This window comes from Bacteroides sp. HF-162 (assembly GCF_015679285.1).
Taxonomy (GTDB): domain Bacteria; phylum Bacteroidota; class Bacteroidia; order Bacteroidales; family Bacteroidaceae; genus Bacteroides; species Bacteroides uniformis.
Genome location: NZ_CP064937.1, coordinates 2,645,665 through 2,660,843 on the forward strand (window position 1 = coordinate 2,645,665; position 15,179 = coordinate 2,660,843).

Consider the following 15,179-nt stretch of genomic DNA (forward strand, 5'->3'; position numbering starts at 1 on the left):
TCTCTTTTCGCTAAAAGAGAGGATGACACAAACAAAACAAACATTTTTTGTGTCTTCACAGACACAAAAGAATAAAAATGTAAAATGTTCAGGAGAACATTTATATATGCAAAAGTATGACATGTTTTTTTATAAAACAGGACAAAATATATAAAAGTCTACAAATAATATTTAAGGAAGGTAGAGCTGTGCATAGATTTTATTGCTTTTGAATAAATTATACAATTTATCAGCCTGATGTGCTACATTGAGAGATGGCCATTATGGATAACTGGGAGCTGATATTGGGTAATTGATATAAAAATCCCAGGTACGCTCGAATGGTCTAATTCCACTTCTGCAAATCGCCCTCATACTTTACAAATGTTTTTGATGCAGGTCTATATAGCTTTTCTGATTTATTTTTGTTTTTGCAATTTTTCGGCAATTATTTAGTCCCAAAAGTGAAACTATTTTTAATTTGCTTGTTTTTCGTAAGTACTTGTTGCACCTAAAAAAGCACTTCCAACGTTCGCTTACGGAGGAAGTGCTTCACACAAAAACTAAACTAGACTTAACTAAACTATTCTATTGGGGGAGTTTCACAACTCCTATCTGTTCAGCGCAAAGATAAAAAAACATATTTTAATCTGCAAAAGGATTCTATAATAAATCGACGGCTTTTCCGATTTTATCGACGGATTGGTCGATTTTTTTAGCTTCTTTGGTCTAAAAATTCTTGAAAAGCTTGTTTGTAGCTGTCGCTTATCGGGATGTAATTCTTTCCGAATACGATGCGACCACGGTCTATAATACGTATTTTATCCTTTTGGACAATGTAGGAACGGTGAACGCGCATGAAACGCGAGGTGGGCAGGAGTTCCTCCATAGCCTTCATGCTCATTAAAGACAAGATGGGCTTGGGGGAATCTTCCTCGTAGATTTTAAGATAGTCTTTCAGCCCCTCTATGTACAGAATTTTACTTAGTTCGATTTGTACCAGCTTATACTCGCTCTTTACGAAAATACTCTGAATTTCTTCCTTTGGCTGTTGCAGCAGTTCGAACCATTGTACAGCCTTGTTGGCAGCCTGCAGAAAGTCGATGTAGGAGATGGGTTTCAGCAAGTAGTCCAGCGCATTGACTTTGTAACCGTCTATGGCGTATTGGTCGAAGGCGGTGGTGAAGACTATGCGGGTATTGAAATCGACCATCTTTGAAAATTCGAGTCCGTTCAGTTCGGGCATCTGGATGTCGAGGAAAAGCAGGTCGATGTGCTTTTCGGGCAACTCCTTGATGGCTTGCACGGCACTGGAGTATTTACCGGCCAACTCCAGAAACGGGGTTTTGTTGACGTAGCTTTCCAGAAGCCCCAAAGCAAGGGGCTCGTCGTCTACAATGGCACACTTCAGATTCATATCTTTATGATTAAAACAGATTTATACTTTTTCATGTTTTCGCTCACTCCTTGCTTCCAGTCATAATGACCGGGATAGGTCAGCTCCAGGCGTTTGCGCACTTGCTCCAGACCGATGCCGCTTCCGCTTTTGTCCGCCATGCTTTTGGGATGGTAACTGTTGGTTATTTCACAGTATATCTCTCCGGGGCTTTCACTGAAATGGATGCGGATAAAGCTGGGCTCGGTGGGAGAGATGCCATGTTTGAAGGCATTCTCTATGAGGGAAATAAAGATGAGCGGAGCTATTTCGGTACGGCTGTCCGGTCGGACGTCTATCTTCGTTTCCACACGGACGTTGGCGGAGAGGCGGATGCGCATCAGTTCGATGTAGTTGCGGATGAAGTCCATCTCCTTGTCTAGGGTAACGAAGTTCTGCTGATTGTCATACAGCACATGGCGTAGCAACCGGCTCAGTTCCTGCACGGCAGTCTGTGCCTTGTCAGTGTCAAAGGCGATGAGGGCGTAGATGTTGTTCAGCGTATTGAGCAGAAAATGCGGGTTGAGCTGGTTGCGCAGGTTCTTCAACTCGGCTTCCGTGCGGCTTTTCTCGGCTTCGCGGCGGGCGGCGTCCATCTGCGCCCAGCGGCGGCTCAGCTTGATGGCAGCGCTGAGGCCGGCGGTGAGAATCATGGTCGATACATCGCGCAAGATGAATATCCATTTGGGAGGACCCATGTGCTGACCGTCATCATCGCCGCGCAGATGGTTCTGGAATGTGTATTCTTGCCAAAGGTGGGCGCCGGTGGTAATGCAGATGATGAGCAGTGTGTTCAGCAGGAGGTACTGCCGGATGCGTCCTTCGAACAAGTAGCGGGGAATGAGGAGACAGTAGTTGATGTAGAATACAAGGAAGAACGAGAGGGTACTGCTGCTACCGTGGCGCAGATAGTCCGCAAGGCTGATGTTGAAGCCGCTGCGTGTCATCATCAGAAAGGGGAAACCGATGACGATACCCCAGACGATGATGTGTATCAGGGTTTCGATGCCGCGGTGGCGTGGGTTAGGGAGCTGTTGTTTCATCATAATACAAAGATACGGATTTTAGATGGATATTGGAAATATCCACCGCCTGCGAAGCAAATCTCTGTTCGCAGGTTGCGGATAAGCGTTTCCAGGTTGCGGATATGTATCCCAAGCTTGCGGATGTCTATCCCAAAGCTTGGGATAGACATTATCCTTAATTCGGCATAACTTTTCTCTTTATTGGCAGAAAGTTTTTCTTTAATACTTAGGACGTGTTTTGATAACTTCTGGCAAGAGAGAGATATGTTATTCGTAGCGTATGGCCTCTATCGGGTCGAGGTCGGCAGCTTTCTTGGCGGGATACCAACCGAAGAACACTCCGGTGACGGTACATACGGCGAAGGAGAGGAATACGCTCCACGGCTGGATGAAGATGGGCCAGTGGGCAACGCTCTTCACTATCCAGCTGGCTCCGCATCCTATGATGACGCCGATGATGCCTCCGGTGATGCTGATAAGGATGGCTTCGATAAGGAACTGGCTCAAGATGTCGACACCGCGTGCGCCTACACTCATGCGCAGACCGATTTCGCGTGTACGCTCCGTCACCGATACGTACATGATGTTCATAATGCCGATGCCGCCCACTACGAGCGATATGCCGGCGATGCAGGCAAGCAGCGTGGTCATCAGGTCGGTAGTGGAGTTCAGCATGGTGCTGAGCTCCTGCTGGCTGCGGATAGTGAAGTCGTCATCGTCACTCTCCTTCAGCTTGTGGTTGCGGCGCAGTATCTCGGTGATTTCGTCGGTGGCATTGTCCGTCATGTCCTCGGTGAGGGCGGAGGCGAAGATGCCGCTAAGGTAGGTCTGTGCCAGCAGGCGTTTCATCACGGTGCTGTAAGGGGCAAGTACGACGTCATCCTGGTCCATGCCCATGGAGTTGTAGCCTTTAGATTTCAGTACGCCCACCACGCGGAAAGGAATTTGGTTGAAACGTATGATACGTCCTACGGGGTCTTCTCCACCGGGGAAAAGGTTGTCTTGGATGGTCTTTCCGATGACACACACCTTGGCGGAGGTCTGTATGTCGGTTTCGGTAAACATCTCGCCGTTCTCCACGCTGAGCTGCCGGATTTCGAGATAGTCCGTGCCCACGCCGCTCACGGAGGAGGGGTAGTTGTTGTTGCCTGCGATGAGCTGTCCGCTGGAGGAGACATTGGGGCTGACGGCAGCCAGGAAGTTGGTTTCATTACGCAAAGCTTCATAGTCGGTCAGCTTCAGTGTCTGCATGGCGCTGGGGTCTTGGCGGACACCGCCGCGCATGTCGGCACCGGGGTGAATCATAATCATGTTGGAGCCCATCTCGGAGATTTGCGCTTGGATGCTTTTCTTCGAACCTTGTCCGATGGCAAGCATCGTGATGACGGACGCCACACCGATGATGATGCCCAGCATGGTGAGGAATGCGCGCAGCTTGTTGTTGTTCAAGGCTCGCAAGGCTATTTTGAAAAGGTTTGTTCCGTTCATATCGTTTTAATGGAAAGTTTAAAATTAATCCCTAATCCTTAATCCCTTATCCCTCATTCCTCCTCTTGTTTAGGCAATGCTGCCAGGGCTTCGGCTGCATTCTGGATTTGGGTGTTGATGGTATCGTCCTTGATTTGTCCGTCGCGCAGCACGATGTTGCGGCTGCTGTACTGGGCTATTTCGGGGTTGTGGGTGACGAAGATGATGGTGCGTCCTTCGGCATGCAGCTTTTGGAACAGTACCAGAATCTCGAAAGAGGTGCGGGTGTCCAGGTTACCCGTGGCTTCGTCTGCCAGGATAACGGCGGGATTGTTCACCAAGGCGCGGGCGATGGCTACGCGTTGCATCTGACCGCCGGACATTTGATTGGATTTATGTTCCAGCCGGTCTCCCAGCCCCACGGCTTGCAGGGCTTCGATGGCACGTCTCCGCCTTTCGGAAGCCGAGACGGAGGAGTTGTACATCAGCGGTAGCTCTACATTCTCCACGGCAGTGGTTTTAGGCAACAGGTTGTAGCTCTGGAATACGAACCCGATTTTACGGTTGCGCAATACGGCACGTTGAGGCTTGCTCATGGTGCGTACGGAGATGCCGTCCAGCAGGTACTCTCCGCTGGTGGGCGTGTCCAGGCAGCCGAGCGTATTCAGCAAGGTCGACTTCCCGGAGCCCGATGTACCCATGATGGTGACAAACTCACCTTCACGGATGGTGAACGAGACGCCGCGTAGGGCATGTACAGTTTCGTCCCCCACCTGGAAGTTGCGTTTGATATTTTGAAGTTCAATGACTGCTTTATTCATAATTCTTTTCTTTGTATTATTTTCCGTTCTTCTTCTTACTTCCCGGAGGGCCAGGCATGAACGGACTCTTCTCGCCGCCGGGAGCTTCCTGACTCATGTCCGGAGCGCCGCTGCCGGGCATGCTGCCGATGGTGGCTTCGGTCACCACTACGGTACCTTCGTTAATGCCGCTGATGATTTCCGTGTTGACTCCGTTGGAGATACCGATTTTCACCGGATGGGCGGTAAAGGTGTTGCCTTCGCGGGTCCAGAGTTTATGCTCCCCTTCGCAATCCTTCACAATATCGTTGTCTCCGATAAGCGGTTTTTCGGGGTTGAAGCGCAGGGCACGGGCAGGAGCGCACAGTACGTCTTTGCGGTCGAGGGTGAAGATGGTGACGTTAGCTGTCAGGCGTGGTTTCAGTTTCAGGTCCGGGTTGTGGGCGGAGATGACTACTTCGTAGGTCACAACCGTGCTGGTGCTGGCGCTCGACGTGCTGCTTGAGCTGGCATCTCCTAGACGGATTTGTGTGACCACTCCTTCGAACACGTCATTCGGGTAGGCGTCTACGGTAAACGTGGCGCGCTGTCCCTCTTCCACACCGCCTATGTCGGCTTCATCCACGTCGGCCACAACCTGCATCTGCGTCAGGTCGGCAGCGATGGTGAACAGTGTCGGCGTCTCGAAGCCGGAAGCTACGGTCTGTCCTGCTTCCACGTCGCGGCTGATGACCACGCCGTCGATGGGAGAGGTGATAGTGGCGTAGGAGAGGTTGCGTTCCGCCTTTGCCAAAGATGCCTGGCTGCTTTCGTAGTTGCTCTTGGCCTTCTCATAATTATAGACGGACTGCTCATAGTCCGTGGCGGCGATGAGCTGCTTTTCGTTCAGCGTCTTGTTGCGTTCGTAGAGTTTCTTCTGGTACTCGTATTCGGCCTTTGCACCGTTGTAGGCGGCGCGTTGCGAAGCGAGTTCGCTTTGCAGTGTCACGCGGTCCATCTCGGCAATGAGCTGGCCTTTGGTTACTACAGAATTGTAGTCTACATGAATCTTGTCAATGATACCGCTCACCTGGGTACCCACTTCCACTTCCGTCACCGGTTCGATGGTTCCCGTGGCGGTTACGGATTCGGAAATCTCGCCTTTATGGATGGTTGCTGTGGCGTAGGTCACCTTGTGCTTGGCCTTGGCACCACCGAAGAGCCATACGCCGCCGCCCACTATGACAACGGCAGCTATGGCAATGAGGATGATTCTTTTTTTGTTCATATATATAAGGTATTATAATTCGATTTTTTCTCCTTGATAGAATTTCAGCAGTTGCATGTTCAGTATCGCCATGTATTTGGCTTGCAGTGTCTCCTGCTGTGCGCTGAGCAGATTGCTTTTTTCCGTCAGCAGTTCTACGGTATTCTTCATGCCCAGGTTGAACTGCTCCTGAATCAGTTCATAGCTGGTTTGTGTGCTTTTCAGCTTCTCCGTGGCAGCGGCGTAGCGCTGCTGGGCGCTGTTGGCATCGAGCCAGAGGGTTTCAATGGTCTTGTACAGCGTTTTTTGGTCGTCCAGCAGGTCCAGTTCGCTGGTCTGTTTCTGAATCTTGGCTTTCTCTACGGCACTCTTGGTCTGCCGGTTGCTGAAGATGGGCACGCTTACGGTGAAGCCCAGCGAGTTGTTCCAGTTCTGTTTGACTTGCTCGCTGAAGGTGAAGTCATTACCGTTGGCATGGCTGGTTCCGATACCAGCACTGAGGCTCAGTGTGGGCAGATAGCCAGCACGGGCAATTTTGATGTCGAGGTCGGATGTCTGTATGTTCAGCTTGCCGGCTTCTATTTCCGGACGGAGCACGAGAGCGGATCGGTAAACGTCCGTTTTGGTGGGCAGGGGTGCCAGTACATTTTCCGTGCCGAGGGCGGGGATGTAGAGGTTCATCTCGGATTCGCCGTCCAGTTCCAGGAGTTGTTTCAGTTGCAGTTTGTAATCTTGTAGGGTGGCTTGCGCTGTCACCAGTTGGTACTTGTCGGTGCTTACCTGCGCTTCCAGTTGTGCCAGGTCGCTTTTGGCGATGCTTCCTGCTTCAAGAAGTTGGCGGGCACGTTCGCATTCGGCCTGGCTCACTTCCAGAGTCGATTCATTCACTTTCACGGCTTCGGAGGCATAGAGTATCTGTACGTAGGTCTGTGCGATGCTTTCCTCAATGCTGTTTTCGCTTTGGGCCACGTTGAGCTCGGCAACGCGGTTGTTCAGTTGCTGCTGTTTGATGGTGTTGAGGCGCTTTCCGCCGTTGTAGAGGGTCCAATTGGCATCGATGCCGTAGCTGCCGTTGTAGGAAGTCTTGCTCTGGCTGCTGGTGATGTTGTCGCCGTCAATGATGGTGTTTGTCTTGCTCTTCGGGCGATTTACGACACGCTGGCTCACACTGGCTGAAAGATTGGGGAAGAGGGCGGCTCGGGCGGTCTTTACATCTACCTGGGCACTTTCCGCGCTGAGGCGGTTCTTGCGGATGGTGATGTTTTGTTGCAAAGCATAGTCGATGCAGGTCTGCAAATCCCATTGGGCGGGCAGGCCGTCGGCAAGCTGCCCGGAGCTGCCGGGCGTTTGCGCGGAAGTGTCGTTTTGGGCGGCCACTCCCATGCAGCTTGCCACACATAGCGCTATCACTGTCAATCTCTTTACGTTCGTCATATCTTCGTTATTCTATGGTTTTACATTGGCAAATGTAGTGGGGGGGAGAGAGGATTGCAAAAGTGATAGACGTTGGGGGAATTTTCCTCGCCTAAAATCTTTTTTGTACCGATGAATGGGAGAAGTCTTTTTTCTGTTCAACTTTTCACCTTTTTATTTGTTCTTTATATAAAAGTATTTTATATTTGTAATCATTATAATTTTATCAGCATGAAACGAACTGCGGTAAACATTTGGCGTTTTTATTTGGAAGGTTTTCGAAGTATGACGTTAGGGCGTACTTTGTGGCTTATCATCCTTGTGAAGTTATTCATCATGTTTTTTATTCTCCGTCTTTTCTTTTTCCCACGGTTTCTGAATACTCCCGTGGTGGGTGACGACAAAGAAGGCTATGTTAGTAATGAACTTATCCACCGGAGCCTGGGTGACTAAATACGGAGACACAGAGCCGCAGAGTTTATGTCCTTGCCTTTATAAATTCTCCGTGTCTCTGTGTTCTTACTTGACAACCCAATAACTTAGTAACTCAATAACTCATAACTTATAACTCATAACTTGATTCTTATGCTTGGACACATTGACACTTCTCTGATTGACTGGTCGAGAGCCCAATTTGCCTTGACCGCCATCTATCACTGGATTTTTGTGCCGCTGACACTTGGACTGGCGGTAATTATGGGCATCATGGAAACGGCGTACTACCGTACGGGTGACGAATTTTGGAAACGTACTGCTAAATTCTGGATGAAGATTTTCGGTATCAACTTTGCCATTGGTGTAGCAACCGGTATCATTCTGGAATTTGAATTCGGTACGAACTGGAGTAATTACAGTTGGTTTGTGGGCGATATCTTTGGTGCACCGCTTGCCATCGAGGGTATTTTGGCTTTCTTTATGGAAGCAACGTTTATCGCCGTCATGTTCTTCGGCTGGGATAAGGTGAGTAAGCGTTTCCACCTGGCATCTACCTGGCTTACGGGGCTGGGCGCCACGATTTCCGCCTGGTGGATTCTGGTTGCCAATGCGTGGATGCAGAATCCCGTAGGCATGGAGTTCAATCCCGATACGGCACGCAACGAGATGGTGGACTTCTGGGCTGTGGCCACTTCGCCGATGGCTGTCAACAAGTTCTTCCACAGTGTGCTGTCCGGCTGGGTACTGGCTGCCGTGTTTGTAGTGGGGGTGAGCTGCTGGTATCTGTGGAAGAAGCGCGAGAAGAAATTTGCGCTGGCAAGTGTAAAGATTGCCGCATGGGTAGGTCTGTGTGCCGCCGTGCTGTCTGCCTGGACGGGCGATGGCTCCGGCTATCAAGTGGCGCAAAAGCAGCCGATGAAGTTGGCTGCTATGGAAGGTTATTATGAAGGGCGGCAAGGTGCCGGATTGGTAGCGTTCGGGCTGCTGAATCCTGCCAAGCAGACGCCGCAAGACGGAGTAGACCCATTCCTTTTCCGTGTGGAAATCCCTAAGATGTTGTCGTTGCTTGCCGAACGGAAGACGGATGCCTTTGTTCCCGGCATCAATGACCTGCTGAAAGGCGGATACCCGTTGAAGGACGGTACTGTGGCGCTTTCGGCAGAAGAGAAAATAGAAAAAGGGAAAACGGCCATCAGTGCGTTTGCCGCCTATCGTGCAGCCAAGGCTGCGGGCAATGAGGCAGATGCAGAGGTGGCTGCCAAAGTGTTGAAAGATAATGTAGCCTATTTCGGTTACGGTTATATCAAGGATGTGAACGAATTGGTGCCGAATGTGCCTCTTACGTTCTACATGTTCCGTGTGATGGTGATGTTGGGTGGATATTTCATCCTCTTCTTTATCGTGGTGCTGTTCCTGGCCTATAAGAAAGACTTGTCGCGGATGCCGTGGATGCATTGGGTGGCCATGCTCACCATTCCGCTGGGCTATCTGGCCGGACAAGCCGGATGGGTGGTTGCCGAATGTGGTCGCCAGCCGTGGGCCATCCAAGACATGCTGCCCACAAGTGCCGCCATTTCCAAGTTGGATGTCGGTTCCGTGCAGACCACGTTCTTTATCTTTCTGGTACTTTTCACTGTCATGCTGATTGCCGAGGTGGGAATTATGCTGAAGGCCATTCGCAAAGGCCCGGAAACAGAAACGCATAATTCATAACATAACTCATAACTTATAATTCATAATTCACAATGAATACCTATATTTTTCTTCAACACTATTGGTGGTTCGTAGTCTCCTTGCTGGGAGCACTGCTGGTATTCCTGCTGTTTGTGCAGGGAGGTAATTCGCTTCTGTTCTGTCTGGGGAAGACGGAGGAGCAAAAGAAGATGATGATTAATTCTACGGGACGGAAATGGGAGTTTACGTTTACAACGCTCGTCACGTTTGGAGGCGCGTTCTTTGCTTCGTTTCCGTTGTTCTATAGTACGAGTTTCGGAGGAGCCTATTGGTTGTGGATGATTATTCTGTTCAGCTTTGTGTTGCAGGCTGTCAGCTACGAGTTCCAGTCGAAGGCGGGAAATCTGCTGGGCAAGACAACGTATCGCACGTTCCTGGTGATAAACGGAGTGGTAGGTCCGGTATTGCTGGGTGGGGCAGTGGCCACGTTCTTCACGGGGTCCGAATTTTACATCAATAAAGGGAATATGGCAGATACGGTGATGCCGGTCATCAGTCAGTGGGCCAATGCAGGACACGGGCTGGATGCGCTGCTCAATCCGTGGAATGTGGTGCTCGGGCTGGCTGTGTTCTTCCTGGCGCGCATCTTGGGGGCGCTCTATTTTATTAATAACATCAATGAGGACGACTTGGTGAGACGCTGCCACCGGGCACTCTGGGGAAATACGGCATTGTTTCTGGTGTTCTTCCTGGCCTTCGTCATCCGTACACTGGTGGCCGACGGCTACGCTGTCCGTCCGGAAACGGGAGAGGTGTTCATGGAACCTTACAAGTATCTGATGAACTTCTTGCAGATGCCGGTAGTGCTGTTTGTATTCCTGATTGGTGTGGTGGCTGTGCTTTGGGGCATCATCCGTACGCTGTGGAAGCCGACGTTCGACAAGGGAATCTGGTTTGCCGGTGCAGGGACGGTGCTTGCGGTATTGGCATTGCTGCTTGTGGCAGGCTATAACAATACAGCCTATTATCCTTCCACCCACGACTTACAAAGCTCGCTGACGTTGGCAAACAGTTGTTCGAGCCAGTTCACACTGAAGGTTATGGCTTATGTCTCTATCCTTGTTCCTTTCGTTCTTGCCTATATCTTCTATGCATGGCGCAGCATTGATAATCGTAAGATTGATGCGAAGGAGATGGGAGAGGGAGGCCATGCGTATTAATTAAAAATTAAAGGGGATGTATCAACCCCCTTTGAACGCTTTTTTTTAGGCGCGGATTACGCAGAATAACACGGATTCAATAAACTGAATCCGTGTTATTCTGCGTAATCCGCGCCTAATTTATAACATTATGAAAGTGCTCATGTACTTTGGGCACGTCCTCTTTTTATTCTTTTGTCTGTTTCTCATTTAGCTGGAATTTGGGTATCAGTTTCATCAATCGTAGAATCTGTCCTTGCCTTTTCTTTATGTAAGGGGAGGGGTGTGCTGAGTCGAAGCGTATGGGGTTGGGTAGTGTGGCTGCTATCAGTGCACATTGTCCGGCAGAGAGTTTGGCTGCTGTAGTCTTGAACTTGTATTTGGCGGCGGCTTGTGCGCCATAGATGCCTTTCCCCATTTCGATGGAGTTGAGATAGACCTCCATGATACGTTCTTTGGACCAGAAGAATTCTATCAGTACGGTGAAGTAGGCTTCCAGTCCTTTGCGTACCCAGGAAGATTGGGGCCATAGGAATACATTCTTTGCCGTCTGCTGGCTGATAGTACTGGCGCCCCGTTTCCGTTTTCTTGTTTCATTCTCCTTTATCGCTTTCTGTATCTCAATGAAATCGAACCCGTTGTGTGTGGCAAACCGGTTGTCTTCCGAAGCAATGACGGCCATCGGCAGGTGAGGGGATATCTTGTCGGAAGATACCCAAGTATGGTGCCAACGGGGACTTTCGCCCTTGAAGACTTGCTGCACGCTGCGGATAACCATCAATGGCGTGATGTAGACGGGTACAAAACGATAAACCACTACCGCCAGGATAGTGGAAATAAAGAAGAATAATATGATGTTGCGGAGGAACCGCAAAGGTTTCGGGAGTTTCATGGAGAGAGTGCCAGTGTGATTAATGTACTAATATGTCAATGTGATTAATGTGTCAATATGCCAATTAGCACATTGGCACATTGATCACATTAGCACATTAATTATTCGCCTCCGCATTCTTAATCATCTGTTCGCTGGCATACATATATACCTCTACGCGTCGGTTCTGGTCGGCAGACAGACTTTCATCGTATTCGTTGTATCCCACGCCTTCCACTTTCTTGAACTGGGCAGGAGATACACCGCAATCCTGCAAATAGTTTTCTACAGCATAGGCGCGGTTCTTGGAAACCTTCATGTTGGCTTCGTAGGTACCCACCTTGTCGGTATGGCCGATGATGGCAATGTCCGTTGTCGGGTCTTCCTTCAGAATCTGTGCAAGTTCGCGCAGGGAGGCCTTTGCCTCGTTGCTCAGTGCTGCGGAGTTGAAGCCGAACAGAATACCTGCCGCAAAGGATACTTTGACAGCCGGCAAGCCGTTGGCATCCGTTACCTGCTCCACTTGGGCACCTTCAATCTTGGCAGCTTCGGCAGCCTTCTTGTCCATTTTGTGTCCGATGGCAACACCGGCACCTGTACCTACTGCCGCGCCTACTGCCGCGCCAATGGCTGCCCCCTTGCCTTTACCTATCAGTCCGCCGATAATGGCACCTGCCGCTGCGCCGGAACCACCACCGATTATTCCACCTTTTGCCTTGTTGTTCATGGTGCCGCAACTGCCCAGCAGCAATGCACTGCATAAAAACAATACTGTAAATTTCATTTTCTTCATAACTCTTTTTTCTTTAAAAGTTGATCTTATCTTTAATGTTGCAAATTTATGTATATATAACCATATTTCTCTTCCTAAAGTTCGTCAGTTCTGTTCTTTTTTAGAGAATTTTCCTTTTGATGGATATGAACCAGGCTGTCAGTATCAGACCTTTGGCAATGGTGGTTCCACTCACTGCCCACCAGATGGCGTCCACTCCCATACCCATATGTACCAGTAGCAATGCTACCGGAATGCGCATATAGTTGCATCCGATACTGACAATAGCAGGCGGTACCGTCCGTCCCAGTCCGTAGAACACACCTTGCATGGTGATTTCCATCATCATGAACATTTGTGAATAACCGTCGATGCGGAGAAAGTCACCTCCCACACGGTAGGCTTCGGCTTCGGGCACGAAGATAGAGAACACTTCACTGCCAAAGAAGATAAAGAGCAGTGAGCAGAGACTTCCGAATACGCCCGTCATCCATAGGGTGGTGTGCCATGCCTGCTTCACGCGCGACTTTTGCCCGGCAGCATAGTTCTGTGCAATGAATGTACTCAGTCCTGTAGAGAATCCTTGTGAAGTGTTCCAGGTGATGGCCTCGATTTGTCCTCCGGTAGTGAATGCCATCAGTCCGATGTGCCCTCCCTGCTCCGAAGCGGTGCGCGAGAGGAACATGTTGACGAAAGCAAAGAGTGTGTTCAGTGTGGCCACGGGCAGGCCGAGCTTGAAGATACGCCGGGTGTACTTCTTCTTCAGACGGACGAGGAAGGAGAATCCGCCGAGTACAGCGCTTTTCCCTCGGAGTTTGTAGACGAAGATGCCGAAGACCATGGCTTCGGACAGCCAGGTGGCAAGTGCAGCCCCTACCGTCCCCCAGCCAAAGCCGAAGATGAAAAGAGGGTCGAGGAGGATATTCATAATCAGTCCCGTCCCGCTGATGTAGAACGGAATCTTGCTACGTCCTGCCGCGTTGTAGATGCCCGTGAAGGCAGCGGAGAGAAAGACGAACGGCAGTCCCGTCGACACGATGCGCAGATAGGTCACGGCGGCGTCTGTGATATGCTGTTTCAGTTCGAAGATGTTCAGGATGGGGCGGGCGAAAAGAAACAGCAGTCCTCCCCAGCAGACGGAGATGAGCAGGGCAATTGTAATGTTGTGTGAAGCAAAACTGCGTGCATCCTCTTCGCTGCGTGCACCGATGGACTGGCCTACGCTGACTTCGGCACCTACCTTGTTCAACAAGGCGATGGAACCGGACATCCACGTCAGTATGCCTACCGCACCTACTGCAGCCACGGACTCACTGCCCAGACGTCCTACCCATGCCATGTCTGTCAGGCTGTAGGCCATTTGGATGAATGAGGTGGCCATGATGGGCATTGCCAGCGTGAATAGCTGGCGGTTGATGGGGCCTTGTGTCAAATTCTTAGTTCCTTGCACGTTGACGTTTTTTTAGATAAACAATGTATTAATCATCTCCTTTTTCGCTTTCTGCGGAGGCGGTGGCGGCGTTTCTGCTTGTACTTTCGTATCTTGGTATATACCAGCCAGATGAAGAGCAGACCGAAGACGGCGAAGATGAGCAGTACGATGCCCGTATTGAGATTGTCACCTTTCACGCGGCTCCACATTTCGAGCACCAGTTCCGTGCGGTCGCCGAAGTCGCGTATCATGGCGCAGCGCTCCACTACGCGGCGGTCGGGGTACTGGACCGGGTCTATCTGTAGGCTGTCGGCTCCGGACAAGGGACCGAAGAAGTAGCTGAGGTCGGAATGCACGTCAAGCGTGGTGTCGGTCTTCGCCTCCATGATTTCCGGTGTGGCGACGGCGCTGACGTAACCGATGGCATCCATGTTGCGCAGCGCCACGGAGGGCTGGCAGAGGTAGTTGATGAAATAGCTTGCTGCCTTCACGTTGCGGGCATAGCGGGGGATTACCCAGCCGTCATACCAGATGTTGCTGCCTTCGCGGGGGACGGTGTAGTCCAGTTCCACACCCACGGCATCGGCCTCCTCGATGGCCCAGACGGCGTCGCCGCTCCAGGTGAAGTTGATCCACGCCTTGTTCTTGGTCATCATTTCCTTGCCGAAGTCGGCTTCCCAGCCGGCGATGTTGGGTTTCATCTCCTTGAGGTATTTCTCGGCAAGGGCGATGGCCTGCGGGGAGTTGTCGTTCATCAGTTGCTCTACGGTGACGGTGCTGTCGGCAAGTTCCCGGGCATGGGCGTAAATGATGGCAGTGCCGTAGGCGTCGCGGTAGCTGTCCTTCATCAGTATCTTGCTACGGTTTTTGGGAGTCCAGAGGATATTCCACGTGCTTGCCTCTTCGGGAGTAATGAACTTCTTGTTGAAGAGGATGCCGGCGGTGCCCCACATATAGGGCACGGCATAGTCCTCGGTCTGGCGTTCAGGTTGCGAGGTCTTGTTCAGCTCGTGGCGGATGTAGGGCGACACGTTGGGGATGTAGTCCGGTGTGCGGCCGAAGTTGCGGTCGATGGGTAGCAGGAGGTCTTTGCGGAGCATACGTTCGATGATGTACTCCGAGGGGCATACGACGTCGAAGTCCTCGTGCCCGCGCTCAATTTTGGTGAGCATGATTTCGTTGATATCGAACACCTGGTAGATGATACGGAGGTCTTCGCCCGTCTGCTGCTTGTACCAGTCGGGAAATTCGGCAAGCACATCTTCATCGATGTAGTCTGCCCAGTTGTATATCTTCAGTACACGGCTGCGCTCTTCTGTAGAGTTTCCACAAGAGGAGAGGGATGCGATACAGCACAGTAGAATCAGTATGTTTATTATCCTTTTCATCATCTTGTTTTTGACAATTGATAACTTATAACTCATCACTCAC

At 50.7% G+C, this 15,179-nt stretch carries 13 protein-coding genes; 3 read left to right on the forward strand and 10 right to left on the reverse strand.

The window, feature by feature from the left end:
- Nucleotides 1–694 precede the first annotated feature (694 nt).
- The 6 genes from ITJ87_RS10760 to ITJ87_RS10785 all read right to left on the reverse strand — a co-directional run bounded on the left by ITJ87_RS10760 (nucleotide 695) and on the right by ITJ87_RS10785 (nucleotide 7,386).
- The gene (locus tag ITJ87_RS10760) at nucleotides 695–1,396 is read right to left on the reverse strand and encodes a LytTR family DNA-binding domain-containing protein (protein ID WP_117600602.1); all 702 of its coding nucleotides are present in this window, start codon (nucleotides 1,394–1,396) and stop codon (nucleotides 695–697) included.
- Nucleotides 1,393–2,460: a sensor histidine kinase gene (locus tag ITJ87_RS10765; RefSeq protein WP_117966553.1), complete on the reverse strand. Its 1,068-nt coding sequence runs from the start codon at nucleotides 2,458–2,460 to the stop codon at nucleotides 1,393–1,395. The genes ITJ87_RS10760 and ITJ87_RS10765 overlap by 4 nt, the downstream gene beginning before the upstream one ends.
- Nucleotides 2,461–2,706: 246 nt before the next feature.
- Nucleotides 2,707–3,927 carry an ABC transporter permease gene (locus tag ITJ87_RS10770; protein WP_117966550.1) on the reverse strand — a complete coding sequence of 407 codons (1,221 nt, stop codon included), beginning with the start codon at nucleotides 3,925–3,927 and terminating at the stop codon, nucleotides 2,707–2,709.
- A 53-nt stretch (nucleotides 3,928–3,980) separates the two neighbouring features.
- Nucleotides 3,981–4,727 (reverse strand): ABC transporter ATP-binding protein, encoded by a 747-nt coding sequence (locus ITJ87_RS10775; protein WP_005828066.1) that lies wholly within the window; start codon nucleotides 4,725–4,727, stop codon nucleotides 3,981–3,983.
- 16 nt (nucleotides 4,728–4,743) lie between these two features.
- Nucleotides 4,744–5,973 carry an efflux RND transporter periplasmic adaptor subunit gene (locus ITJ87_RS10780; protein WP_117966547.1) on the reverse strand — a complete coding sequence of 410 codons (1,230 nt, stop codon included), beginning with the start codon at nucleotides 5,971–5,973 and terminating at the stop codon, nucleotides 4,744–4,746.
- 12 nt (nucleotides 5,974–5,985) lie between these two features.
- The gene (locus ITJ87_RS10785; RefSeq protein WP_117966544.1) at nucleotides 5,986–7,386 is read right to left on the reverse strand and encodes a TolC family protein; all 1,401 of its coding nucleotides are present in this window, start codon (nucleotides 7,384–7,386) and stop codon (nucleotides 5,986–5,988) included.
- A gap of 210 nt (nucleotides 7,387–7,596) precedes the next feature.
- On the opposite strand from ITJ87_RS10785, the gene ITJ87_RS10790 reads away from it, so the two are divergent.
- The 3 genes from ITJ87_RS10790 (at nucleotide 7,597) to ITJ87_RS10800 (ending at nucleotide 10,694) form a co-directional block, all read left to right on the forward strand.
- Complete coding sequence (locus ITJ87_RS10790; protein WP_117600597.1) at nucleotides 7,597–7,818, forward strand: DUF4492 domain-containing protein; 222 nt, start codon at nucleotides 7,597–7,599, stop codon at nucleotides 7,816–7,818.
- Between the two features lie 132 nt (nucleotides 7,819–7,950).
- On the forward strand, nucleotides 7,951–9,513 hold the full coding sequence (locus tag ITJ87_RS10795) for a cytochrome ubiquinol oxidase subunit I (RefSeq protein ID WP_035449218.1): 1,563 nt from the start codon (nucleotides 7,951–7,953) through the stop codon (nucleotides 9,511–9,513).
- Nucleotides 9,514–9,545: 32 nt separating this feature from the next.
- On the forward strand, nucleotides 9,546–10,694 hold the full coding sequence (locus ITJ87_RS10800; RefSeq protein WP_117966541.1) for a cytochrome d ubiquinol oxidase subunit II: 1,149 nt from the start codon (nucleotides 9,546–9,548) through the stop codon (nucleotides 10,692–10,694).
- Nucleotides 10,695–10,860: 166 nt separating this feature from the next.
- On the opposite strand, the gene mtgA is transcribed toward ITJ87_RS10800, so the two are convergent.
- The 4 genes from mtgA to ITJ87_RS10820 all read right to left on the reverse strand — a co-directional run bounded on the left by mtgA (nucleotide 10,861) and on the right by ITJ87_RS10820 (nucleotide 15,136).
- Entirely contained in the window at nucleotides 10,861–11,565 is a 705-nt protein-coding gene (mtgA, locus tag ITJ87_RS10805; protein ID WP_117600595.1) for a monofunctional biosynthetic peptidoglycan transglycosylase, read from the reverse strand.
- A gap of 97 nt (nucleotides 11,566–11,662) precedes the next feature.
- Complete coding sequence (locus ITJ87_RS10810; protein ID WP_117600594.1) at nucleotides 11,663–12,337, reverse strand: OmpA family protein; 675 nt, start codon at nucleotides 12,335–12,337, stop codon at nucleotides 11,663–11,665.
- Nucleotides 12,338–12,437: 100 nt separating this feature from the next.
- A complete protein-coding gene (locus ITJ87_RS10815) occupies nucleotides 12,438–13,766 on the reverse strand; it encodes an MATE family efflux transporter (protein WP_117964495.1) in 1,329 nt (442 codons plus the stop codon).
- A 32-nt stretch (nucleotides 13,767–13,798) separates the two neighbouring features.
- Nucleotides 13,799–15,136 carry an ABC transporter substrate-binding protein gene (locus tag ITJ87_RS10820; RefSeq protein WP_181980952.1) on the reverse strand — a complete coding sequence of 446 codons (1,338 nt, stop codon included), beginning with the start codon at nucleotides 15,134–15,136 and terminating at the stop codon, nucleotides 13,799–13,801.
- Nucleotides 15,137–15,179: the final 43 nt, after the last annotated feature.

Bases quoted from the DNA above. Each gene is read 5' to 3' on its own strand.
- ITJ87_RS10760 (WP_117600602.1), bottom strand. From the start codon at position 1,396: ATGAATCTGAAGTGTGCCATTGTAGACGACGAGCCCCTTGCTTTGGGG.
- ITJ87_RS10765 (WP_117966553.1), bottom strand. From the start codon at position 2,460: ATGATGAAACAACAGCTCCCTAACCCACGCCACCGCGGCATCGAAACC.
- ITJ87_RS10770 (WP_117966550.1), bottom strand. From the start codon at position 3,927: ATGAACGGAACAAACCTTTTCAAAATAGCCTTGCGAGCCTTGAACAAC.
- ITJ87_RS10775 (WP_005828066.1), bottom strand. From the start codon at position 4,727: ATGAATAAAGCAGTCATTGAACTTCAAAATATCAAACGCAACTTCCAG.
- ITJ87_RS10780 (WP_117966547.1), bottom strand. From the start codon at position 5,973: ATGAACAAAAAAAGAATCATCCTCATTGCCATAGCTGCCGTTGTCATA.
- ITJ87_RS10785 (WP_117966544.1), bottom strand. From the start codon at position 7,386: ATGACGAACGTAAAGAGATTGACAGTGATAGCGCTATGTGTGGCAAGC.
- ITJ87_RS10790 (WP_117600597.1), top strand. From the start codon at position 7,597: ATGAAACGAACTGCGGTAAACATTTGGCGTTTTTATTTGGAAGGTTTT.
- ITJ87_RS10795 (WP_035449218.1), top strand. From the start codon at position 7,951: ATGCTTGGACACATTGACACTTCTCTGATTGACTGGTCGAGAGCCCAA.
- ITJ87_RS10800 (WP_117966541.1), top strand. From the start codon at position 9,546: ATGAATACCTATATTTTTCTTCAACACTATTGGTGGTTCGTAGTCTCC.
- mtgA (WP_117600595.1), bottom strand. From the start codon at position 11,565: ATGAAACTCCCGAAACCTTTGCGGTTCCTCCGCAACATCATATTATTC.
- ITJ87_RS10810 (WP_117600594.1), bottom strand. From the start codon at position 12,337: ATGAAGAAAATGAAATTTACAGTATTGTTTTTATGCAGTGCATTGCTG.
- ITJ87_RS10820 (WP_181980952.1), bottom strand. From the start codon at position 15,136: ATGAAAAGGATAATAAACATACTGATTCTACTGTGCTGTATCGCATCC.